Source organism: Virgibacillus pantothenticus (assembly GCF_018075365.1).
Taxonomy (GTDB): Bacteria; Bacillota; Bacilli; order Bacillales; family Amphibacillaceae; genus Virgibacillus; species Virgibacillus pantothenticus.
In genome coordinates this window covers 4391809-4415333 of record NZ_CP073011.1, presented here as the reverse complement: position 1 = coordinate 4415333, position 23525 = coordinate 4391809, and the positions used below count along the sequence as shown (strand labels likewise).

The 23525-nt window shown below is 37.6% G+C and carries 17 protein-coding genes and 1 pseudogene; 11 read left to right on the top strand and 7 right to left on the bottom strand.

Annotation, left to right across the window (positions count from 1 at the left end; translation table 11 throughout):
- Positions 1–13: 13 nt before the first annotated feature.
- From KBP50_RS20390 to KBP50_RS20365, 6 genes are all read left to right on the top strand, one after another.
- Positions 14–868 carry a MurR/RpiR family transcriptional regulator gene (locus KBP50_RS20390; protein ID WP_050350861.1) on the top strand — a complete coding sequence of 285 codons (855 nt, stop codon included), beginning with the start codon at positions 14–16 and terminating at the stop codon, positions 866–868.
- Between the two features lie 95 nt (positions 869–963).
- Complete coding sequence (locus tag KBP50_RS20385; protein ID WP_077298207.1) at positions 964–1719, top strand: MurR/RpiR family transcriptional regulator; 756 nt, start codon at positions 964–966, stop codon at positions 1717–1719.
- A 137-nt stretch (positions 1720–1856) separates the two neighbouring features.
- The gene (locus KBP50_RS20380; RefSeq protein ID WP_050350862.1) at positions 1857–3452 is read left to right on the top strand and encodes a PTS transporter subunit EIIC; all 1596 of its coding nucleotides are present in this window, start codon (positions 1857–1859) and stop codon (positions 3450–3452) included.
- Between the two features lie 27 nt (positions 3453–3479).
- Positions 3480–4805, top strand: a complete 1326-nt coding sequence (locus KBP50_RS20375; RefSeq protein ID WP_050350863.1) for a 6-phospho-alpha-glucosidase — start codon at positions 3480–3482, stop codon at positions 4803–4805.
- Between the two features lie 190 nt (positions 4806–4995).
- A complete protein-coding gene (locus KBP50_RS20370) occupies positions 4996–5142 on the top strand; it encodes an IS110 family transposase (RefSeq protein WP_139325363.1) in 147 nt (48 codons plus the stop codon).
- Positions 5143–5811: 669 nt separating this feature from the next.
- Complete coding sequence (locus tag KBP50_RS20365) at positions 5812–6999, top strand: MFS transporter (protein ID WP_050350865.1); 1188 nt, start codon at positions 5812–5814, stop codon at positions 6997–6999.
- A gap of 158 nt (positions 7000–7157) precedes the next feature.
- On the opposite strand, the gene KBP50_RS20360 is transcribed toward KBP50_RS20365, so the two are convergent.
- The 5 genes from KBP50_RS20360 to KBP50_RS22580 form a co-directional block, all read right to left on the bottom strand.
- A complete protein-coding gene (locus tag KBP50_RS20360) occupies positions 7158–9038 on the bottom strand; it encodes an ABC transporter permease (RefSeq protein WP_050350866.1) in 1881 nt (626 codons plus the stop codon).
- 14 nt (positions 9039–9052) lie between these two features.
- Complete coding sequence (locus KBP50_RS20355) at positions 9053–9817, bottom strand: ABC transporter ATP-binding protein (RefSeq protein WP_050350867.1); 765 nt, start codon at positions 9815–9817, stop codon at positions 9053–9055.
- Between the two features lie 324 nt (positions 9818–10141).
- The gene (locus KBP50_RS20350; protein WP_244969443.1) at positions 10142–11635 is read right to left on the bottom strand and encodes an ABC transporter permease; all 1494 of its coding nucleotides are present in this window, start codon (positions 11633–11635) and stop codon (positions 10142–10144) included.
- On the bottom strand, positions 11607–11993 hold the full coding sequence (locus KBP50_RS22325; protein WP_244969442.1) for an FtsX-like permease family protein: 387 nt from the start codon (positions 11991–11993) through the stop codon (positions 11607–11609). The genes KBP50_RS20350 and KBP50_RS22325 overlap by 29 nt, the downstream gene beginning before the upstream one ends.
- A gap of 17 nt (positions 11994–12010) precedes the next feature.
- Positions 12011–12136 carry a hypothetical protein gene (locus KBP50_RS22580; RefSeq protein WP_257786705.1) on the bottom strand — a complete coding sequence of 42 codons (126 nt, stop codon included), beginning with the start codon at positions 12134–12136 and terminating at the stop codon, positions 12011–12013.
- 189 nt (positions 12137–12325) lie between these two features.
- On the opposite strand from KBP50_RS22580, the gene KBP50_RS20345 reads away from it, so the two are divergent.
- Positions 12326–15490: a DEAD/DEAH box helicase gene (locus KBP50_RS20345; protein ID WP_050351164.1), complete on the top strand. Its 3165-nt coding sequence runs from the start codon at positions 12326–12328 to the stop codon at positions 15488–15490.
- Between the two features lie 61 nt (positions 15491–15551).
- On the opposite strand, the gene KBP50_RS20340 is transcribed toward KBP50_RS20345, so the two are convergent.
- Positions 15552–16829 (bottom strand): hypothetical protein, encoded by a 1278-nt coding sequence (locus tag KBP50_RS20340; RefSeq protein ID WP_050350868.1) that lies wholly within the window; start codon positions 16827–16829, stop codon positions 15552–15554.
- 414 nt (positions 16830–17243) lie between these two features.
- Here KBP50_RS20340 and KBP50_RS20335 point away from each other — a divergent pair, with 414 nt between their 5' ends.
- Entirely contained in the window at positions 17244–18281 is a 1038-nt protein-coding gene (locus KBP50_RS20335; RefSeq protein WP_050350869.1) for an NAD(P)H-dependent flavin oxidoreductase, read from the top strand.
- Between the two features lie 302 nt (positions 18282–18583).
- Here the strand turns inward: KBP50_RS20335 and KBP50_RS20330 are convergent.
- Positions 18584–18748: pseudogene (locus KBP50_RS20330) on the bottom strand (IS5/IS1182 family transposase); the annotation flags it as partial.
- A 504-nt stretch (positions 18749–19252) separates the two neighbouring features.
- Here KBP50_RS20330 and KBP50_RS20325 point away from each other — a divergent pair.
- The 3 genes from KBP50_RS20325 to KBP50_RS20315 all read left to right on the top strand — a co-directional run bounded on the left by KBP50_RS20325 (position 19253) and on the right by KBP50_RS20315 (position 22921).
- The gene (locus KBP50_RS20325) at positions 19253–20254 is read left to right on the top strand and encodes a TAXI family TRAP transporter solute-binding subunit (RefSeq protein ID WP_050350871.1); all 1002 of its coding nucleotides are present in this window, start codon (positions 19253–19255) and stop codon (positions 20252–20254) included.
- 137 nt (positions 20255–20391) lie between these two features.
- Positions 20392–20928 carry a DUF1850 domain-containing protein gene (locus KBP50_RS20320; RefSeq protein ID WP_050350872.1) on the top strand — a complete coding sequence of 179 codons (537 nt, stop codon included), beginning with the start codon at positions 20392–20394 and terminating at the stop codon, positions 20926–20928.
- On the top strand, positions 20921–22921 hold the full coding sequence (locus KBP50_RS20315) for a TRAP transporter permease (protein WP_050350873.1): 2001 nt from the start codon (positions 20921–20923) through the stop codon (positions 22919–22921). Before KBP50_RS20320 ends, KBP50_RS20315 begins: the two co-directional genes overlap by 8 nt.
- The last annotated feature ends 604 nt before the right edge of the window (positions 22922–23525 follow it).

Below are 23525 nucleotides of genomic sequence, written 5' to 3'. Positions count from 1 at the left end.
AGGGGAGCGTTATATGAATCAAGTTAATCAACACGGTTTAGCCCGTATACGTAGCAATTATAGCCGTCTGAGTGATAAAGAAAAAAAGATCGCTGACTATATTCTGCAACAACCAAAAGCAATTATTCACCATACGATCAATCAGATTGCTGATGAGCTGGAAGTGGCAGAATCAACCGTGTTTCGTTTTTGTCAGCGTGTAGGATTTAAAGGATATCAAGCGTTGAAAATCGCACTCGCTGCAGAGGTGGTTGAACCCGTAACAGATATCCATGAAAAAATTCAAGCTGGCGATGACATCGGAACGGTTAGTGAAAAAGTGTTTCGTTCCAATATGAAAACGTTAGAAGATACGTTGAAAATTACCGACCAAACGGCATTGAATGATGCGGTTCAGGCTCTTATTAAAGCGGAAAGGGTAGAGTTTTTTGGGATTGGTGGTTCGGCAATTGTATCCATTGATGCGTATCATAAATTTCTTCGCAGTGGGATTCATGTTTATGCAAATTTAGATGCGCATATGCAATTAATGTCAGCCTCTCAATTAGGAGAAAAGGATGTAGCGGTCATTATTTCTCATTCCGGCTCAACCAAGGATATAATTGATATATTGCATGTATTGCGGGATAAGCAAGTAACGACAATTGCCATCACCAACTTTGCTAAATCATCATTGTCCAAGCACGCAGATATTTTATTGTATACAGTGTCTGAGGAAACGGAATTTCGTCCCGAGGCTTTATCCTCAAGAATTGCCGAACTGACTTTAATAGATGCGCTGTATACGAATGTGATGCTTGCCAAAGGGGAATCTGCTCAACAAGCTTTACAGGATATGCGAAAAGCAATTGCATTAAAACGGCTATAAAAATTAAGCTAAACTAAATCCAATTCAATGAACCTTATTTTTGAAGACTAAATTCATCTTTTTGCATAACTAAATATGTTGAAGGAGGGGGTAATTTGATTGATATTAGTAAGTTAATTCAAGGGAAAAATCTCACAGAGTTAGACATTCAGCTTTTAAACTATATTATTGAAAATATTGATCATGTGTTACAACAAGGCGTACGTCACATCGCGAAGGTGAATTATACTTCTCCGGCAACGATTATTCGCTTATCCAAAAAGCTTGGCTATACAGGATTTGTAGATATGTATTATCAGTTATTGCCGTTAATAAAAGAAGTAGAGGGAAAACAAACAGGTGTGGTGGATGACTTTCCAGAAATTAATACACAGGAATTTTTCGAATACAATACTATGGAAACGATTGAATTATTTATAAATCGAGTAATGAAGTTAGAACAAACCTATATTTTCCTTTATGCCACTGGTTTTTCAGCTATAGCCGCTGAATACTTATATAAAAAGTTATTGGTTTTAGGTAAAAAAACGATATTGGCTAGCGGAATGGATTCGATCGGGGTTTTTGAAAATAATTTAGACAATATTGGTGCACTTGTCGTAATTTCAAAATCAGGAGAAACGCAACAAGTCATTGATAAATTAGTTGTTGCAAAGGAACATCATATTTTTACCGTTTCCTTTACCAAAGAGATAGACAATCGCATTGCCGGCATATCTGATTTAAACTTTAAAATTATCGACAATAATAAATTGGACGATCGAAATATGCTGCCAAACATCTTTTTTCCAAGATTATTAATGACCTTCGAGTTGATTATAAAGGAATATCTAAAAACAAATACCAGATAATAGACTCTTTTGAAACGTGTTTTTAAACAATGAAACACGTTTTTTCTCGTCTGAAAATCATATACAAGAAACCGTTTACGGAGTAAACTAAGTCATGTCAAAGACAGATAGACGTCAAATATATGGGGGTGTATGAAATGAAGCAGAGAATAATGGAAGCGATGCAACGCTTTTCGAAAGCTATGTTTATTCCAGTTCTTATTTTACCAATTGCAGGGATTCTTATAGCTCTTGGAAATGTATTTACAAACCAACGATTACTTGAAGTAATTCCATTTTTAGATAATCCCGTTACAACTGGATTTGGATCCATCTTATCGGGCTCATTAGTTTCGATATTAAGTAATTTAGGGTTAATTTTTGCTGTCGGTATAACAGTAGGCTTAGCCAAAAAAGAAAAATCTGTAGCAGGATTTACCGCATTATTAGGATATTTAGTATTTGTTAATGCGATGAATAAATTTATGGAACTAAGCGGTCTACTCGTTGAAGCAGAATCATTGCAAGGTACTGGACAAACATTGGTATTAGGAGTCCAGATATTAGATATGGGAGTTTTTCTAGGAATTATTCTCGGTATTGTAACCGCTTATATTCACAATAAATTTATTGATACGGAATTTAATGGTGCCTTCCAAATTTATGGCGGTTCCCGGTTTGTATTTATTGTCTTAATTCCAGTGGCTGTGTTAATGGCGGTGTTTCTCACCTATGTTTGGCCTGTTTTTCAAAGTGGAATCAACAGCCTTGGCACATTAATTCAACATAGTGGTAATTTTGGAGTGTTTCTATATGGTGCGTTGGAGAGGCTACTTATTCCAACTGGTTTGCATCATTTAGTCTATACCCCATTTCTATACACTTCTCTCGGTGGGGTTGAAGAAGTTGGGGGACAAGTGTTAGAAGGTGCAAGAAATATTTACTATGCAGAAATTGCCGACCCTGAAGTAGCTCGTTTATCTAAAAGTGTCATCTGGGATGCTCGTGGTATTGCAAAAATGTTTGGCTTAATTGGTGCATGTTTAGCCATGTACCATACCGCAAAACCAGAAAATAAAGTAAAAGTAAAGGCAATTTTAATTCCAGCTGCATTTACTTCCTTTATTGCCGGAGTCACGGAACCAATTGAATTCTCCTTTATGTTTGTGGCACCACTCTTATTTGTTGTTCATGCTGCTCTAAGTGGTTTCAGTATGGTGGTATTAAACATATTGGATGTTCGAGCCATCGGACCAAACGGAATGATTGACTTTTTATTATATAATCTCCCGCTTGGTTTTGAAAAAACAAGTTGGCCGATGTATATCTTAGTAGGAATCATATTCTTTGTTATTTATTATGTTGTATTTCGTTTCTTAATTAAGAAATTCAATTTCAAAACGGTTGGTCGTGAAGAACAAGGTAAAGAAACAAAATTGTATTCTAAACAAGAATACAAAGCAAAAAAGAGTAAAGGAAAAGACAACACAAATACGGCAAACTCAGATGTTGCAAGCATTATTGTTGATGCCCTTGGCGGTGCAGAAAATATTGATACCGTGACAAACTGCTACACGAGGCTGCGCCTCACATTGCATCAACCAAACTTAGTTGATGAACAGACATTAAAAACAAAAACGGGCGCAAGTGGAGTCATTATGAAAGATAAAAACGTTCAAGTAGTATATGGCTTACAGGTAACAACTGTTCGTAAAGCAGTGGATCGTTATTTAGGCAGAGGACAAACAGAATAACTAATCAGAATAGAGAGGAAGATAACGATGAAACAATTTTCGATTGTTATAGCAGGTGGCGGAAGCACATACACTCCAGGGATTGTTATGATGCTTCTGGATAATTTGGACCGTTTCCCAATTCGTACACTAAAACTGTATGATAATGATGCAGACAGGCAGGCGGTTTTAGGAGAAGCATTGGAAATAACGTTAAAAGAAAAGGCTCCTGAAATAGAATACATCTATACGACTGATCCCAAGGAAGCCTTTACGGATGTGGACTTCTGCTTTGCGCATATACGCACTGGAAAGTATAGAATGCGTGAATTGGATGAGAAAATCCCGCTAAAGTACGGTGTAGTCGGTCAAGAAACGTGTGGCCCTGGTGGAATTGCATACGGTATGAGAAGTATTAAGGATATGATCGAACTGATTGATTTGATGGAAGAATATGCACCTGATTGCTGGATGTTGAATTATTCTAATCCAGCAGCTATTGTTGCTGAAGCTTGCCGGGTGTTACGTCCACATTCCAAAGTGTTAAATATTTGTGATATGCCAGTCGGAACATTACGTAGAATGTCACAAATTATTGATAAAACACCAGAAGAGCTTGACGTTCGTTACTTTGGCTTAAACCATTTCGGCTGGTGGACAAGTATAAAAGATAAAGACGGAACAGAATATTTGCCGCAAATTAGAGAATATGTGAAGGAAAATGGTTACTTGACACAAGTTGAAGTGGACACACAGCATATGGATCAAAGCTGGCAGGAAACGCATAAAAAAGCAAAAGATTTGTTAGCAGTCGATCCAAGATTTTTACCAAATACGTACTTGAAGTACTATTTCTATCCAGATTATGTTGTGGAACACTCCAATCCGAACTATACTAGAGCAAATGAAGTGATGGATGGCAGGGAAAAGGAAGTATTCTCTACAGCAAAGGTAATTATTGACAAAGGTACATCAGAAGGAAGCGAATTTTCTATCGGGAGTCATGCAACGTTTATTGTCGATCTTGCACGTGCTATCGCCTATAATACACATGAAAGAATGGTTATGATTGTGGAAAATAATGGAGCTATTGCAAACTTTGATGATGATGCGATGGTTGAAGTCCCATGTATGGTTGGGACGGATGGTCCTGAACCGTTATGCCAAGGCAAGATTCCCGAATTCCAACGGGCTTTAATGTATCAACAGGTAACAGTGGAAAAGCTGGTAGTCCAAGCATATATGGAAGGAAGCTATCAAAAATTATGGCAAGCTCTCACGCTTTCGAAAACAGTGCCAAGTGCAAAAGTAGCGAAAGAAATTTTAGACGACTTAATAGAAGCTAATCGAGAATTTTGGCCAGAGTTAAAATAAAAAAAGACCGTTCCTCTTTAAAAGGAAAATGGATTCTACCTTTTAAAGAGGAGTCTTTTTTTACAAGATAAGAAAGCATTCCTGTAATAAAGCAAAATGAGGATTGAACTAAAAAGCCTCCTTGGTATGATACGAGGTGTCCAAAGCTAATCGCAAAAATGGACCCTTAAATTAACCAAGGAGGATTAATATGAATTATAAACACAATTATAAACAAAATGAAAAGATATTGCAAATGACAGAGGAAATTTTAATTGTGGGAATTGATATTGCTAAAGAGAAGCATGTTGCTCGCGCTCAAAATAAGCGAGGAATTCAATTCGGAAAAGCGCTTTAAGTTGAGAATAGTTTCGAAGGTTTTCAGTACTTTAAGGGTTGGATAAATGAATTAGCCGTGCAAAACAATAAAAGTGATAAGACGATTGGTATGGAACCTACTGGACGCTATTGCTGCCTCTTGCATACTGGCTAATGGAAAACAAACTCAAAGTAGTCGTTGTCATTCCAGCACATGTTAAAAGTCAAAAGAGTTGGATGACAATACCCCAATCGAAAATGATGTAAAAGATACCAAAGTCACTCCACGCTTAGTCCAAGCTGGACGTTATTCTGAACCCCATTTGCCGGGCATATATGCGGAACTCCACGAAGGCATGAATAGGGTATGATCAATTAATGTAAGAGCGGTACAAGGAAGGGTTCATCCATTTACTACGTTGCTAAACGAGCGCCCCGCGCCTTTGTTCCACTATAGGAAAGGATAAGATTTTTTTGGTTTATAGTATAAGAAAAACAAAAGGCTTTCGCCATAAGACTTGGCGACAAGCCAAGTTTTTCTAAGCCTCTTTTTAATGAGGTTCTATTATATGGTGAAATAAGCGCTTTGCCTAACTCAAGTTCGGTCAAAAACTTCTAAGTTGAATAGATTGCTTTCTCCCCCCACTTCTGTATAATATATTTCGAGTATCGAAGAAAAGCATCGGAATGTTTGGAAGGAGAGCGATTCATGGATGCACAACCTAAGGCAGAGACAAAACATGAAAAAATTTGGACACGTGACTTTATCCTGATTTGTCTCGCCAATTTCTGTATATTTTTAGGCTTTCAAATGACGTTGCCGACTTTACCGCTGTTTGTTAAAGAGTTAGGTGGCAGTGATCAACTCATTGGGGTTATTGTGGGAATATTTACATTTTCGGCATTGATCCTGCGTCCATATGCAGGTCACGCTTTGGAATCCAAAGGAAGACAATTTGTTTATATGTTTGGACTGCTTATCTTTGTATTATCTGTTGGTTCATTTGCACTCGTTTCGAGCATTGCACTATTACTTATCCTCCGAATCGTTCAAGGAATCGGTTGGGGATTTTCAACGACAGCCACAGGTACAATTGCTACGGATTTAATTCCACCTTCACGTCGTGGAGAAGGGATGGGTTATTTTGGCTTGGCTGGTAACCTAGCATTAGCACTTGGCCCATCTTTAGGATTAGCCCTCGTCGACCAAATGCGCTTCTCCCAATTTTTTCTAATCTGCGCCTCTGCTGGTCTTGCTGCTTTAATTCTATCAAGTAAAATTAAATATAAAAAAGTAGAGCAATCAAAGGATAAGACGGTGACTTTAAAGTTTGATATTTTTGAGAAAACGGCTATTCAACCCTCTTTGCTGTTGTTTTTTGTGACGTTTACTTTTGGCGGTATTGCTACCTTCCTACCTCTGCACGCAGCTGAACAAGAGATTGCTGGCATCGAAGGCTATTTTTTAATGTATGCTGTTTTCCTTTTGATTTCCCGAACTTTCGCCGGAAAAATTTATGATCGGAGAGGTCATTTATACGTTTTTCTTCCCGGAACAATCCTGATTTTTGGCGCTATGCTATTATTAGCTTGGCTTCCAAGCACGGTAATTTTATTAGTTGCAGCTAGCTTATATGGACTTGGGTTCGGAATGATTCAGCCTGCATTACAGGCTTGGGCGGTAGAAAAAGCACCGGCAAACCGTAAAGGGATGGCGAATGCGACTTTCTTTTCCTTTTTTGATTTAGGTGTTGGTATGGGAGCTATCATCTTTGGACAAATTGCCTTCTTATTTAATTATGCAGTTATCTATGTAACTGCTGCCGGCTCCGTATTCATATCCATGTTATTGTATCTCTATTTAGTATTTATTGCTGTTCGTGGGAAGAAATCATAATGAAGTGAATCCTCTCTTAGTAAGAGTTACCACGGTCATTTGAATTCAAGCGAATTTACAGTAATTCCAGATAAATAAGGAACCAAACTACTGTTGCTCGGTTCCTTATTTTTGGGTTTTCGTTATTCAGTTTGTTTTACAGCTTAAATTTTTTTCTATTAGTGATGCTTAGGCAGTACAATACGTTTGTACAATTGGACCGTAATGACATAATATAAACCGTAGATAGCTACGAAAAGGCTAATCGGTAGCCAAATTTTTGTATAAGGCTCAACCAAGATGAAAGAAAACATTTGCATGCCAATTAGGACATGAACGAGCCCAATAATGGCCGGGAATAAAAATAGGAGAAATAATTCTCGGTAAATGGACCGTTTTAACAACGACTTGCGCACACCGATTTTCCGTAACATATGATAGCGCTCGATATCTGCTCCAGCACTTGATAGTAATTTAAACATAAGTACACTCGCCATCATCATTAAAAATGCAATACCGAGGAAAATTCCCATAAATACTGTACCGCTGGAAAAACTTTTTAAACCAACGTAGTTATTGTATTTTCCGCCCGCATTGTCTACAGTATGACCTACGTAACTTTCGGCAACTATTTTTTGTCTTTCTTCCAGTTGCTTGAACGCGGACAAATGTTTAGAAAAGTCATCTGCCTTCGTTAAGATAACCTGTTTTTCTTTAGCATCTATTTTCCCATAATGGCTCTGATCAACCACATAAATCGTTCTTTCACCAAACATATTATCATCTGCATTTAATTCAAAGGAAATAGCATTCCACCATTTATCCGGGAGCTCTTCCCCTTTAGTGCCATCCAACGTATATACGGGAGCAGGGAGTTTCTCTTTGACTCGCTTTATTTTTACATCTGCCAGTTTTTCCATGCCAACTCCTTTTTCATCTCCCATATGGGGGACTAATGGCGGCTGTTCTAATAAGCTTTCTTTAAGGAAAAATACTCCGTTATCTGTTACTTTATACAGATACGTATTTTCCTCTGTTAGCTCCATTGCTTCTAACGTCTTCAAGTCTTCTTTTGTTGGTTCGTAGATTGCTGCGTCGTTTGCTTTAAAGGTAGAAGCTTGCAGCTCAACATTATGATAAAACGATAAACCTGCTGTCATCGCACCTAATCCAAGTGCTATTAACATCGCTACAGTCCCTAGCACCTTGGTTAAGTTAAGCATTCGGAATCGTAATTGCCCCAATGTGAACGAATTAATTCCTGTTTCATTTAAAACCCGATTTTGTTTTAATGTTTTTACAAAGTATGGTAAAATTGAAATGAAAATCAAGTATGTTCCTGGTACGATCGTAACAGTTGCTAAAATAACTCCGATGTGTTGGAATTTAGCGATATGAATCATCGTATAGTAGCCAACAGCCATTAAAATAATGGAAAACAGCACACCAAAAAATGTTTTTACGCCACTTGTTTTAATAAAATCCTCCTGTTTATTTGCTTGTAGTAAATCAAGCACTTTTTTCCTGCCGATTTTCCAAGCATTCACCATCGATGTTAATAAAAACAAAATAATATAAAAGATAACGGTTGTGATTATTGAAGAGGCATAAATTGCTTTAAATCCGGTAGCTTCTGCTGAAAAATCAAGCATATCCATCAACACATCAGCGATAACCGTCGTTAATCCCATTCCAATTATAATCCCAATCACAAGCGAGATCAGTCCGATAAATAGTGTTTCCATAAACATCAACTGGGTAATCTTACTTTTTTTCGCTCCTAGCGTCATATACATTGCCATTTCTTTTTGCCGCAATGTTTGAATAAACGAGGTGGCATAAAAAATATAAAATATGGAAATAAACCCGAGAATAAAAGTTCCGACATGAAAAACAAACATTGTTGCACTAATCATAGCATTTGCTTCAACAAAAGCTTTGTTTTGAGCTAGTGTTTGAAACATATAGAAAATCGCGATGGAAATGGTTAATCCAAATAGTAATACTAAATAATCCTTAAACATTTTCCGCATACTTGTTAGAGATAATTTTACTAACATGTTATCACCTTCTTTTACCATTCACTCGGAGTGTTAAATTCGGAAAGTACATTAAGTATATCTTGGTGAAATGCACTTCGTGTATGATTGCGATGGATTTCTTTATACAGCTGCCCATCTTGGATAAATAATATACGCTGACAGTAACTTGCACTAAGCGGATCATGTGTTACTAGCATAATCGATGTACCAAGGTTTTCATTCATATGGACGAAGGTTTCCATTAAACTTCTAGCATTTTTAGAATCCAATGCTCCTGTTGGTTCGTCTGCCAGTATAAGTGCAGGCTCATGAACGAGTGCACGAGCTGCGGCAACCCGTTGCTTCTGCCCACCTGAAATCGTTACTGGGTATTTAGGAAGAATATCTTGAATGCCGAGATTTTCCGCCACCTTTAACACGCTTGGTTTAATTTGTTTTACCGCAACACCTTGTAAAGATAAAGGCAAAGCGATATTCTCGTAAACAGTAAGGTTTTCCAATAGATTAAAATCCTGAAAGATAAAGCCAAGCTGTTGTGAGCGAAAATCAGCTAGTTGATTTTGCTTCATTTTGGTAATATCCGTTCCGGCAATTTTAACAGAGCCGTCTGTAGCTTGGTCTAATGTGGATATCACATTTAAAAGCGTTGTTTTTCCAGCACCTGATGGTCCCATAATGCCGACAAATTCACCTGTGTTCATTTCAAATGATACGTCCTTTAAGGCATGATATTGTGTTTCTTTATGTTTTCCATATAACTTGTTTAAATGGTTCACTTGTAAGACAGACTGTGTCATAGTTCTACCTCCAACTTTATATTTTCTATTGTTAGCTTAACGCTATATGGAAATTACAGGTATCGAATTTCCTTTCAGCATGCTTACAGATTTGTAACCTTATATAATTAAAATTAGTTTAGTCTACAGAAGAAACTGAATGCTGATTTAAAAATTGAAGATTCATTTATTTGATGGTAAAGCGATAATAACTGGGCTGATGAATACTTCTTTTTGATCCGAATGGAATGCGCATTAAGCCTTCCGTTGATGGAAGCTAGATTTTGTAGCCTTAAATAAATGCTAAAGAACCAAGCATTTTTGCTGCTTGGTTCTTACCATTCTCTACTTTTGCTTAGGCAGTACAATTCGCTTGTACAATTGGACAGTTATAACGTAGTAAATACCGTAAATCAGTAAGAAAATACTAATTGGTAACCATATTTTAGTGTAAGGTTCGACCAAGATGATGGCAAAAGCTTGCATGCCAACCAAGACGTGTGCGAAACCAACGATTGCTGGGAATAAGAATAGCAGGAACAGCTCTCGGTAAATCGATCGCTCCAATAGCTTCTTACGTACGCCAATTTTTCTTAGCATGTGGTAACGTTCAATATCTGCTCTGGCGCTTGATAGCAACTTAAACATTAGCACACTAGCCATCATCATCAGGAAGGCAATACCTAAGAAAACTCCCATAAAGATGGTGCCGCTAGAAAGCTGATATAAACTAGTGTAAAGTGTGGATTTTCCTCCGTAATACGCTATCGGTTCTTCAGTATAGAGTTCGGCAACCTCCTTTTGCCTTTCTTCTAATTGCTTGAGTTTTGGTAAATATTTTGTGAAGTCGTCTGTGCGAGCTAAAATGACTTGCTCTTCCTCTGCGTTTATTTTTTGGAAATGGTTTTCGTCAACCACATAAATCATTCTTGGACCAAACATTTCAAAGCTTGCATTTAACTCACCTGAAATAGCATTAACCCAAGCCTCTGGCAACATTTCGCCTTCTTGACCATCCATGGAATATACAGCTGCAGGGAGCTTACTAGCTACCCGTTTTATTTTTACATCTGCCAGTTTTTGAATGCCAGCTGTATCAGGAATTAAAGGTGGTTGTTTTAATAAATTGTTTTTAAGAAAATAAACGTTATCATCTGTTAGCTTATATACATACGTATGTTTTTCGGGTAGTTTCATCGTTTTAATCGTGTCCATATCTTCTTTTATTGGTTGGTATATAGCGATATCATTTACTTTAAGTTTAGAAGTTTGAACTTCCGCGTTATGGTAAAAGGAAATGCCTGCTGTCATCGCACCTAATCCAAGGGCAATTAACATCGCTACTGTTCCCAGCACTTTTGTTAAATCAAGCATACGAAAGCGTAATTGGCCTAGTGTAAAGGAGTTGATTCCAGTTTCATTTAAAATACGATTTTTTTTCAGTTTCTTTACAAAGAAGGGCAGCAAGTAAATAAACATGAAGAATGTCCCTGGAATGACTGTAACTGTTATAATAATCACTGCTATCTTTTTTATTTCTGTAGACTTAAAATCTAGCATATTGATAAAAATATAATAAGCGATGGCAATTAAAATAACAGAAAAAACCACACCGAGAAATGTTTTTACACCATTCGTTTTAATAACATCTTGTTTTTGATTAGCCTGTAACAAATCAAGTACTTTTTTTCTGCTAATTTGCCACGCATTAACGATGGACGTTAATAAAAATAAAGCGACATAGAAAATAACCGTGGACAAAATCGATTTGGTATAAATAGCTTTAAATCCTTCTGCTTCTGCTGATAAGTTAAGTTTTTCCATTAATAAATCGGTCATAACTGTCGTTAACCCAAAGCCAAGTAATACCAATAGCTAGGGAAATGAGTCCAATAAACAGGGTTTCCATAAACATCAACTGGGTAATCTTACTTTTTTTCGCTCCAAGCGTCATATACATAGCCATTTCCTTTTGTCGTAATGTTTGAATAAAGGATGTGGCATAAAAGGTATAAAATATAGTAATAAATCCAAGAATGACTGTACCCACATGGAAAATAAACATGATGGAATTAATAAGGGAATTTGCTTCAACAAAAGCCTCATTTTGAGCCAGTGTTTGAAACATATAAAATATAGCAATGGAGATGGTTAGCCCAAATAATAATACTAAATAATCCTTAAACATTTTCCGCATACTTGTTAGAGAAAGCTTTAATAACATACAAACTCACCGGTTTTCATTTCAAATGATACGTCTTTTAATGCATAAGATTGCGTTTCTTTATATTTTCCATATGATTTATTTAAGTGGTTCACTTGTAAAACAGATTGCGTCATGGTTTTACCTCCAGTATTATTTTTTTATTATTAGTTTAGCGTCAAATGGAAATTACAGGTATTGAACTTCCTTTCAGCAAGCTTACAGTTTTGTAAGTAACGATCTGTGAAAGGGAAGAATAGTTTAAAAACAGGGGAAACTTGTTTACAATAGAAGCATAAGTATTGGCAAAGGAAGGTATTTCTGTTTTGAAAACAATCCGTGATATTAATGTGGAAAAATTATTTCCGTCGGTCATTTATAAACGAGGGTTAAAATATTATAGACAAGGTCGCGTCAGTGATCCGTTATTTGATATTAATTATCAGGAGTGGTCGGCAACGGTTGAAGGAACGGAGAACTACATGGTAGAAATTAATGCAAAAAATCTAGCAAATGGTTCCATTGATACCTATTGTAACTGTCCAGCATTTGATACGTTTGGTACATGTAAACATATAGCAGCTGTGTTAATTAAAATTGTGAATAAAGATAAGGGGACGATGGCAGATTTTTCTTCCTATGACTATCACTTAACGCAAAATTTGATGAATGCGTTAAATAATCTTCCGCCAACGGATCAGCTGAAAGCACCATCGCCGAATCAAATCGAGCTTAAGGTGGAATATATTTGTAAGCTGGACTATCATGAGCAAATACAAGTAGAAATAAAAATGGGTGAAAAGCGTTGCTATGTTGTAAAAGATGCTCGTTCTTTATTAGAACATATTATGGAGAAAAGAGAATATCCGTTAACCAAGCGGTTTTCCTATCTTCCAGAGCTGCACACCTTTGCTCAAGAGGATATGGACCTTTTGGTTCAGTTGCATGCTATCTTACAAAGTGAGCGTGTCTATCGTAGTGAGGATAGATTTTCCAGTCATCAAGAGAGCAAACGTTTTATACTCATTCCGCCTTTAGAAGCAAAAACGTTACTGGAGCAGATGGTAAAACGGTCATTTTATGTAGACACAACGAAGGAAAATTATTCATCTGTAATGGTTGAAAAAGGGAAAATGCCGTTTGCCTTTTCTTTATCAGGCCAAAGCCGAGAGGAACTATTACTAAAAATGGATCCATTGCAAGACGTGGTCTTTTTGCCACATTATGAGCTTTTGTTTGCAAATGGAGTGTTCTATTTTCCTGAACCGCATCAAGCGTCCATTATGAAGCAGCTTCGTCGGTTTCAACATCATCATTGGCAATTGCCAATTGCTAAAAATCAGGCTGATGAATTTGTATCTACTGTCATTCCATCGTTAAGAAAAGTGGGCAATGTATCGATTGCCGATAATGTTGCAAAAGATATCGTCCAGTTTCCACTTGAAGCCAAGCTTTATTTGGAAGTAAAGGGTTCATATATTGTTGGAAAATTGGAATATCATTATGGCGATGAGCGAATCGATCCTTTTGGTGGAAGAGAGTCGAATGATATCATTATTATTCGAGATGTGGAAAAAGAACAACAAATCATGCAGCTCATTGAATATGCGGATTTTCATTATAACGGAAAAGAATTATATATTCATGTAGACGATGAAGAAGCAATGTATGAGTTTATTTATTACACGTTACCGAAATTAGATGCGCATGTAGCATTGTTTTTAACAGCTGCTATTCGCAATCTAATCGTGGAACAGGAGCCTCAAGCCTATACCAAAGTGCAGGTCGAAAGTTCATCCAATTTATTAGATATTGGTTTTGATATTGAAGGTGTTAATGAGTCGGAAATCAAACAAATTTTAGCAGCTGTAATAGAAAAAAAGCGATATTATCGCTTAGATAACGGGGCATTACTATCTTTAGAAAATGATACGTTTCTATCTATGCAACAATTTTTTGAGGATATGAATATAAGTACGGATGATGTTACAGAAGGCAATATGAAGGTACCGGTTTACCGCGGTGTACAAATTGATGAGCTATTGCAAACCGATAAAAATTATGATCGCTCGTTTCGCAAGTTGTTACATCATTTAAAATCACCAGAAGAGCAGGTTTACCCACTTCCTGAACTATTTGTTGAGCTTAGGAACTATCAGGAGACAGGCTATCAATGGTTTAAGTCGTTAAGCGAGTATCATTTAGGCGGTATTTTGGCTGATGATATGGGACTGGGAAAAACGTTGCAAAGTATTTCCTATATCGCTTCAGAGCCGGGTGAATACCCACATCTTATTGTTGCGCCGTCTTCTGTTGTATACAACTGGAAAAATGAATGTGCTAAATTTGCTCCACAATTGCAAGTCGCAATCTTAACAGGTACACCACAGGAGCGGAAACAGAAATTTGCGCATTCGAAGCAGATGGATGTTTGGATCACTTCCTATGCTACAGTGAGGCAAGATATAGAGCTGTATCAGGATATTTCTTTTCAAACGTTAATTCTCGATGAGGCACAATATATTAAAAATTATGCGACGAAAACATCAAAGGCGATTCGGAGCATTCAAGCAGGGCGCCGTTTTGCGTTAAGTGGCACACCGATTGAAAACTCTATTGATGAATTGTGGGCGATTTTTCAAGTGATTTTACCAGGCTTAATGCCTAACTATAAAACATTTAAACAACTTCCTTACGACAAAATTGCCATGATAACAAGACCGTTTATTCTGCGGCGTTTAAAACGAGATGTATTACATGAGTTGCCTGAAAAGATTGAAACGGTGCACAGCTCTCATTTAACGAAAGACCAGAAGGATTTATATATTGGTTATCACCGTCAACTACAACAAGAAGCGGTACAATCAATGAGCGAAAATGGCTTCCAGAAAAGCCGTATGAAAATCTTGGCTGGTTTAACGCGCTTACGGCAGATATGCTGTCATCCGTCGTTATTTATAGAAAACTACCAAGGAAACTCGGGCAAGCTGGAACAATTGATGGAAACGGTAAGAAATGCCAAAGAAAGTGGCAAACGAATGTTGATTTTTTCTCAGTTTACCTCCATGCATGAGATTATTCAGAAAGAATTAGAAAAAGAGCAGATTGGCTATTTTTATTTACATGGTCAAACGCCGTCGCAGGAACGTGTAGAAATGAGTGAACGTTTTAATAACGGTGAAAATGATGTTTTTCTTATTTCGTTAAAAGCCGGTGGTACCGGTCTGAATTTAACAGGCGCAGATACGGTTATTCTTTACGATTTATGGTGGAATCCAGCAGTGGAGGATCAGGCAACCGGCCGTGCGCATCGATTTGGTCAAAAGAATGTCGTACAAGTTATTCGTTTAATTACAGAAGGAACCATCGAAGAGAAAATATACGAGTTGCAGCAAAAGAAGCGCGAATTAATCGATCAAGTAATTCAACCAGGGGAAGCAATGCTTTCCAGCTTAAGTGAGAATGATGTTCGCGAACTATTAAATATATAAAGGCAAGGGATGTGAAAGAAGCGCTATTAGTAAGGCTTCTTTCATTTGTTTGAGTAAATATTTACAAATTCAAGCTAAAAAGCTTTCTTGGTCGTCCCCTTATATATGGTTTTTCTTCACCTGTTACTTTAATAACTTTACCTGCTAAAAGCTTATTAATGGTTCGTTCGGCACTGCGCTTGGTTACTTTATAATGTAAGGCGAAATCATGCGACGAGAATGGCTCATTATTACGCAATGTAACGAATTGAATGAAATTATAGGATATTTCGTTATTTAACCGTGCTTTATGAATCAATGCCTGATACAATTTCGAAGTATCAAAGGTTTTGGTTATGCCAATAGGACCAATCATATCCTGATTTTCATTTACCAGATAACATTTGCTTTCATTCTCACCTAAGCAAGCCTTTAACGCTGTTTTAGCATTTTCTTTTGCTCTTTTTGCATTAAGCCCAAGCCCAAACCCAATAGCCACAGGAAGTTGTGAACGACGTTCGATGACATGAAGTAATGGAAAATCACGGTAATGTTGTTTGATGTGATCTAACATGCTATTTGTTCCAAAGAGCATGACGCGATTATGTTTATATATTACTACACATGCATTGTTTTGGTGAGCGAATTCCTCAATGATATGTCGTAATTGCACATTGCTGTCGAAAGACTGTACTTTTGCTTCGGTCGATTTTAGCTGGATATATCCGATTACGATTTGGGTTGTATTCAGTTGATATTGCCGCAGTTTAGCGACTTGTCTTGCCTCTTCAATGGCTAATTTAATATTTAATGAGGGAGTATGTATCTTTCTGGCTGGAATTTCCTTTTGCTTCAGTTTCTCTTCTACTTCTTTGAGGGATGTAAGAACATAATCTATCTTTCCTTGTTTCCATAGACGTTGGTGATATTCAACAATAGAAGAGAAGTCATGAGACATCGATTCGTTAGTTTGAAGCAAATAGATGTCATTATCTTGCAAATCTAATTCTGATAAAACATTGTATACAGGTTTTACATCGCAAACATCCATAGAAATACGGTTCCAGTTTTGTTCCCTTTCCTGTTTCAAAAGACTTAATGTTGTTAATAGCATATATTCATTCAAAGAAATATAGATGCAAGGAGTCGTTTTTTTGACAGCTTTATTTTTCACCAATAAGTATGGAATTTGTTCGGTGAAAAGATAAATATCACATACATATGCTTTTTCTACTTGATAAAACAACTCTTTTGTTTGCACGTACGGAAAAAACATAAATTCAAGCTCTTTATCTACAGCTATTTTTTTAACTCGACTCAGCATAGAACTTGGGCAAAATATGGCTACTTTCATTTTCATTCGATCGCTCCTGTTTGAGTAATATAAATGCTGCACCCGCCGAAGCGAAGATGAATCTGTTTTGACTATTGCATGAAAACAGGTTGCAACAAGACTTCCTCGGATTATACAGGCGGATGTGTTTTTACAATTAAATAGTTAATAGCCATATGATATTGAATTTTCTAACAATTGTCAAGATTATTATTGGAAAAGGCAGCATGAATTCTAAAGAACCTCTTCTAACAAGAGGTTTCCCCTGTATCCCGCGAAAACGGGCTGTAGACTTCACATAGAGTTACAGAAAAGGTGCGAAGACTTCCCCGTAAAGGCCCGATTGGTTTAACTAACTTGTCATGGTAAAGAGCATCCCATGACATGAAGTTTCCTTGTATAGTATGCTTATAAAAAGGGTATGGATGGGGGGAAGATAGGATGAATCGTTTTCTAACATTAACTAAAGTGAAGCTACCGATTATTCAGGCGGGAATGGCTGGTGGGATTACGACACCAGAACTTGTCGCAGCAGTTGCAAATCAAGGGGCGCTAGGAACAATAGGGGCAGGCTATATGAAACCAGAAGCATTACAAAAATTAATCCAACAAGTAAAACAATTAACGGATCAACCATTTGCAGTTAATCTGTTTGCGACGAATTTACAAGCGAGTTCAGACGATTTGGAGCCAATGCAATCAGAATTAAATACCTTTCGAGAACGTTTAAGGATTGAGCCAGGAAGTAAAGAAGTGCAAGTGCATGATTATATGCAAGAGAATCTAGAAGTTTTGTTAACGGAAAAGGTTCCTATTATAAGCACGGCTTTTGGTATATTAGCAAATGAACATATCGAGAAGTTGAAAAATAATCATGTGATCTTAATTGGAATGGCAACGAATGTAGAAGAAGCAAAACAGCTTGAAGAGGCGGGATATGATATAGTCGTAGCACAAGGGAGTGAAGCTGGTGGGCATCGAGGTACATTTTATATCGATCAATATCCAGATGGGTGTAATATCGGGTTAGTATCATTGCTTTGTGCTATTACGGAACAGGTTAATATTCCTGTTGTCGCAACAGGTGGGATCATTTGTAAAGAGCAAATGGAAGGGCTACTAAAGTTGGGAGCGGAAGCTGTGCAAATTGGAACACGTTTCCTCGTTGCTGAAGAGGCCGGAACAGCGCCTTCTTATAAGGAAGCTATTCTTAATGCAAAAGCAGAAGATACAGTGATCACAACATTTTTCTCAGGCAGACCGGCAAGAGGAATTGTCAATACATTCATTAACGAACTGGAGCAAAAACAAATGACAGCTTTGCCATTTCCGATTCAAAATGACTGCACGAAGGATATAAGAAAAGCAGCCAAGGAGCAAGGTGATTCTGCTTATCAATCCTTATGGGCAGGACAAGGAGTTGGTCAAATCAGAACGGAAGCAACAGTAAAGGATATTATAGAATCATTCATAAAATAATCTAACAAAAGCATTGGAATGAAGCGTTTGCCTTCATGTAAAAATATGCAATTAGAGTTCCCGTAGCGATTAGATGCTGCGGGTTTTTTAAACTATAGGGAAAAAAGTTTTTTTGGTTTATAGTATGAGTCAATTTCATAATAGCTCTTTTTAAAAATACAAAGACATACAGAATTTTAAAATTGTATTATAAAAAACAGAAATCATGCTACTTGTTGCTGATTATTTAATTGTGCATTTATACGATCTGCAGCTAGTTTTGAAGCATTGTACACAAGTGTTACCATGTCAAAATGGACTTTCGCACGCTTTAGTTTTTCTGGTGCACCGAGTCGTGACTTTTTAGTCATTGCATAATAGATTGCATCCAAATTTATCGCGGCAATAACTGCTTCATATTTTTTGGTAGATTCCATGTCATATAATTCTTGGATGCCAAATAAACTTGGTTGTCGTATAATAGTCATAGGAAGTACTCCTCCAGTCTTTTGGGATGTTTTAGTCAACTACCATTATACAAGACTTGGGGAGGCACTTCCTTTTTTTACATCTCAAACACATTGATACACAAGGACTAAGAATTATGAAATTCATTCAGTATAAGAAAAAAAGGCTTTCGCCATAAGACTTGGCGACAAGCCAAGTTTTTCTAATGGGGAGGAGAGTATAAGCTTCTGCTCCATTCCATCTACACCAGAATAGACCAGCTCCGGAAGCACCTCTTTGCGTGCGAGTATGCAACATCCATCTTCATACGATAAATTCCACGTCGAATCTAAAGCTTGATCACTACTACAGTAAAATAAAAGAAGGTGTACTTCCTTAAGCTGTCCAGCTTTTATTGTGTAAATAGAGTAACCGAATACATAATAAAATATTAATTTAATTAGTTCTATTACTAATAGTTTGACAATAAAGGGATTAAAAAGTTAAAATATAGTTTATAAAAAGGTTTATAAGGGGGAGTACGCATGAAACAATCAAAGCAATTTTTATTAATGGTTACCTTATTTATCTTTGCGTTATTACTGACAGCATGCGGAGGGGACAATAAAGCTGACAGTGCAGATGAAGGGGGCAAGGCAGAGGGGGAAAAACCAGAATTTCTAAGCTTATTGACTGGTGGAACAAGTGGTACATATTATCCCTTGGGTGGAGAAATGGCCTCCATTATTAAAGATGAAACAGGTATTCAGACAGACCCGCAATCATCCAATGCCTCTGCTGATAATGTAGCTGCTTTAAGAGATGGAGATGCGCAATTAGCTTTTGTACAGACAGATGTTATCTCTAATGCAATTGAAGGAATAAACTCATTTGAAGGAGAGCCCGTGGATAACGTGCAAGCAATTGGCTCCCTTTATCCAGAAACCATTCAAATTGTTACAACAAAAGATTCAGGGATTACCTCAGTGGAGGATTTAGCTGGAAAAGCGGTTTCTGTTGGAGCTCCTGGGTCAGGGACGTATGTGAATGCGGAGCAGATTTTGGAAATTCATGATATGACAATGGATGATATTGAAGCGCAAAATCTTGATTTTGGAGAGTCGACTGGTGGTATTCAAGACGGAAATATTGATGCCGCATTTATTACAGCGGGCACCCCGACAGGTGCTGTTGAAGGATTACAAGCTCAAGTGGATGTAAATATTGTTCCGATTGCTCAAGAAAAGACGGATGCCTTGGTAGAAAAATATCCTTATTATGCAAGTGATACAGTTCCTGCAGGGACATATGGGCTGGAAGAGGATGTCCAGACAGTGGCCGTACTAGCGATGCTAGCTGTAACAGACAGTCTCTCCGAAGATGTTGTCTACGATATTACGAAAGCTATTTATGAAAATTCAGATAAAATCGCACATGATAAGGGTCAGCTTATAACGAAAGATACTGCTCTTGATGGGATTGGTATTGATTTACATCCAGGTGCTAAAAAATATTTTGATGAAGAAGGTATTTCAGCTTCTGAGTAATGATGTAGCGATAGTGACCGGCTGTAAAATTAGTTTGCAGAATTTTGCTGCCGGTTATTCTATTGTCCCCTAAAAGTAAGACTGACATCTCATAACATATAAAATTTCGAAACCTAAAAATATAAGGTGAAGACCATATGAAAGCTTTAGCTAGAAAACCATGGGGTTTTATGCTTATTTTCCTCGCTAGTATTACGCTGTTAATTACTTTACTTGTTCCCTTTCAAACAGCGCTTATTTTTTATAAGGAAAATACAAATCGAATAGAAATGTTCCTTCCTGTCGAGGAGGGGGATCCGTTTCAGCTTATATTTACCCATTCCATTCATTTAACAGATGTAGTGGAAAAATATGAAATAACGGATAAAAAAACGATCCGCCAAACGGAAATCAGCTTTGAGGAATTTGCTATCGGTATGCCTTCTAATGCGCAAGGTGATGAACAATTTACTTACGAAGATGGAAAATATCATATTAAAAATATAAATCAAACGTTTGATCAAATTAAGCTTCGCAATGGAAAAGTTGTTTCTGAAAATAGACTCGTTTGGGGAGATGGCGCACACTATCGCGTTTATTTAAACGATTATGTGGAACCAGGTGCTTGGTTTACGTTAAAAGTGGAAGACATAACGCTATGGCAATACCTGAAAGGAGTGGAAATACATGAGTGAGGAAAAAAATCAGTTAACGGAACAAGAAAAAGAAGAATTGTTACAAAAATACGATACAGAATCAAATACGAGGAAGCTTGCAGGAATGGCTGCTGGGATCGTATTCATTGGCCTGCTGGCATTTTCAATCTTTCAATTATATACAGGTGCATTTGGACAAAAAACGGCTTATATTCAACGGACTGTTCACTTAGGATTTGCACTCTCCTTAATTTTCCTTTTGTTTCCAGCGAGAAGGAGCGGAAACAAGTTCCGGGTTGCCTGGTACGATTATGTGCTTGTTATATTATCGATTATTGTTTGTAGCTATTGGCCGCTATACTATGAAACACTTGTGCAGCAAATTGGCGGTATTACAGAAGCGCAAATGATTATTGGAGGAATGGCTATATTACTCGTAATGGAGGCTGCGCGAAGAGCAGTAGGCTTGCCGATTACAGTTATAGCAGGTTTGTTTTTAATTTATGCTTTGTTTGGTAGGCAAATGCCTGGCATAATAGCCCATCAAGGATTAAGTCTAGAACAGCTTATCGATACGATGTTTTTTACGACAGATGGGATTTTAGGAACACCATTGCAAGTTTCTTCCACTTATATTTTCCTCTTTTTGTTATTTGGTGCATTTTTAGTCCAAACAGGAGTCGGGAATTATTTCAACGATTTAGCCATCTCTATTGCCGGTAGACGGACTGGGGGACCTGCGAAGGTAGCGATTTTTTCTAGTGCATTAAATGGGACAATATCTGGAAGCTCCGTTGCCAATACAGTAACGACTGGTTCCTATACCATTCCAATGATGAAACGATTAGGGTATAAACCGAATTTTGCGGGTGCTGTAGAAGCAGCCTCGTCAACAGGTGGACAGATTATGCCGCCAATTATGGGAGCGGCTGCTTTTTTAATGATTGAATTTGCTGGTGTAGGGTATTGGGAAATTGCTCAAGCTGCACTAATCCCAGCTATTTTATATTTTTCTGGTATTTGGATCATGACACATTTAGAAGCAAAACGAATTGGTTTGTACGGGCTGCCAAAGGACCAAATCCCCCCTAAGAAAGAAGTGCTTAAAAAAATTTACTTGCTCCTGCCGATTATAGCAATTGTTTGGCTGTTATTTGAGGGATTTAGCATTGAACGAACGGCGCTGTATGGAATAGGTATTACCATATTAGTTAGTTTATTTATGAAGGAAACGCGTATAACGCCGAGAAAATTCATTACCGCACTGACGTCAGGAGCACGTACAGCATTAGGCGTGGCTGCAGCCACTGCTTGCGCTGGAATTATTGTTGGTGTCGTCACAAAGACGGGGCTAGGAGTAAAGTTAGGAAATAGTTTAGTGGATATCGCAGGAGCCATCGCCACATCAGCAGATATGCAATTATTATTGACCTTGTTTTTTACGATGATTACGTCAATTATTTTAGGAATGGGTTCACCTACGACTGCGAATTATATTATAACTTCAACGATAGCTTTGCCTGCTATAGTAGCTTTAAATGGTGAATTGGAAGTTGCTATACCATTACTTGCTGGGCATATGTTTGTGTTTTATTTCGGTATTGTAGCTGATATCACTCCACCAGTCGCACTCGCTGCTTTTGCAGCTACGGGGATTTCAGGAGGAGAACCGATTCGTACCGGGGTAAATGCTGCGAAGCTGGCTATTGCTGCTTTTATTATTCCGTATATGTTTGTTTTACAGCCAGAATTATTAATGATTGATACATCGATAGTCGAGGTTGGGTGGATTTTATTTACAGCTATTACAGGTATGATCGCGATTGGCGCAGGATTGATTGGCTTTTGGTATGTAAAGCTCCACTGGTCCATTCGACTTGTAAGCATAGCAGTCGGTTTATTGTTAATTTATCCAGAAGGAAATACGGATTTATATGGATTAGCCGCCTTTGTTCTTATGTTAGCTATCCAGTTGTACATGAATCGTTCAAAAGCATCAGGTGATGAAATGGAAAAAACGGCCAGCGGTTAGGGAGAGGATCGTAACCGCGTAAACCTTATGTAGCTTACGCTTGGTTTTCTGGATGTATGGATACCATCTCTTGGCGTTATGAAGGAAGGGCAACATGCGAAAAATGTGTGTTGACACTTCCCGTAAGCTGAAATGTTTTATGGATTCTTCTAAATAGCAGACGATAGACTCTAACATCATGATATGGATGTTAGAGTTGTTTCGTTGTATAGGAACCTATAAAATGAGATGCTTGTGGAAACGAAATAACCGACTAGTCACGTCCGGCTCCATCTCCCAGCAACTAGGCGACTTCTTAGGTTGTAAAATTTATCGTTTATCCGATATGTAAGGTGCTGTAAGCCTCCCGCTTAGAGGAGTTATCTGAACTGCAACGTATTTCGTAATAAGTCTTTAGACCATACCCTTGGGCTACTAATCATCAGTGGGGGATGAAAGATCCCCCTGATGGAAGGTTCACTTTACCTACATGCGATAGCGCGGTAGTTGTAAGATTTTCTATCCCATTAAGTGGAAGTTTGGGGAGTATTGTAGTTGATACTGTTAAGCAAGCTAGCGGAGGAAAAACACGGAGACTCCTTGAAAATGAACTAGACATTTTCTT

Coding starts and splice junctions, on each gene's coding strand:
- KBP50_RS20390 (WP_050350861.1), top strand. CDS start 14: ATGAATCAAGTTAATCAACACGGTTTAGCCCGTATACGTAGCAATTAT.
- KBP50_RS20380 (WP_050350862.1), top strand. CDS start 1,857: ATGAAGCAGAGAATAATGGAAGCGATGCAACGCTTTTCGAAAGCTATG.
- KBP50_RS20375 (WP_050350863.1), top strand. CDS start 3,480: ATGAAACAATTTTCGATTGTTATAGCAGGTGGCGGAAGCACATACACT.
- KBP50_RS20370 (WP_139325363.1), top strand. CDS start 4,996: ATGAATTATAAACACAATTATAAACAAAATGAAAAGATATTGCAAATG.
- KBP50_RS20365 (WP_050350865.1), top strand. CDS start 5,812: ATGGATGCACAACCTAAGGCAGAGACAAAACATGAAAAAATTTGGACA.
- KBP50_RS20360 (WP_050350866.1), bottom strand. CDS start 9,038: ATGTTAGTAAAATTATCTCTAACAAGTATGCGGAAAATGTTTAAGGAT.
- KBP50_RS20355 (WP_050350867.1), bottom strand. CDS start 9,817: ATGACACAGTCTGTCTTACAAGTGAACCATTTAAACAAGTTATATGGA.
- KBP50_RS20350 (WP_244969443.1), bottom strand. CDS start 11,635: ATGACCGATTTATTAATGGAAAAACTTAACTTATCAGCAGAAGCAGAA.
- KBP50_RS22325 (WP_244969442.1), bottom strand. CDS start 11,993: ATGCGGAAAATGTTTAAGGATTATTTAGTATTATTATTTGGGCTAACC.
- KBP50_RS22580 (WP_257786705.1), bottom strand. CDS start 12,136: ATGACGCAATCTGTTTTACAAGTGAACCACTTAAATAAATCATATGGA.
- KBP50_RS20340 (WP_050350868.1), bottom strand. CDS start 16,829: ATGAAAATGAAAGTAGCCATATTTTGCCCAAGTTCTATGCTGAGTCGA.
- KBP50_RS20335 (WP_050350869.1), top strand. CDS start 17,244: ATGAATCGTTTTCTAACATTAACTAAAGTGAAGCTACCGATTATTCAG.
- KBP50_RS20325 (WP_050350871.1), top strand. CDS start 19,253: ATGAAACAATCAAAGCAATTTTTATTAATGGTTACCTTATTTATCTTT.
- KBP50_RS20320 (WP_050350872.1), top strand. CDS start 20,392: ATGAAAGCTTTAGCTAGAAAACCATGGGGTTTTATGCTTATTTTCCTC.
- KBP50_RS20315 (WP_050350873.1), top strand. CDS start 20,921: ATGAGTGAGGAAAAAAATCAGTTAACGGAACAAGAAAAAGAAGAATTG.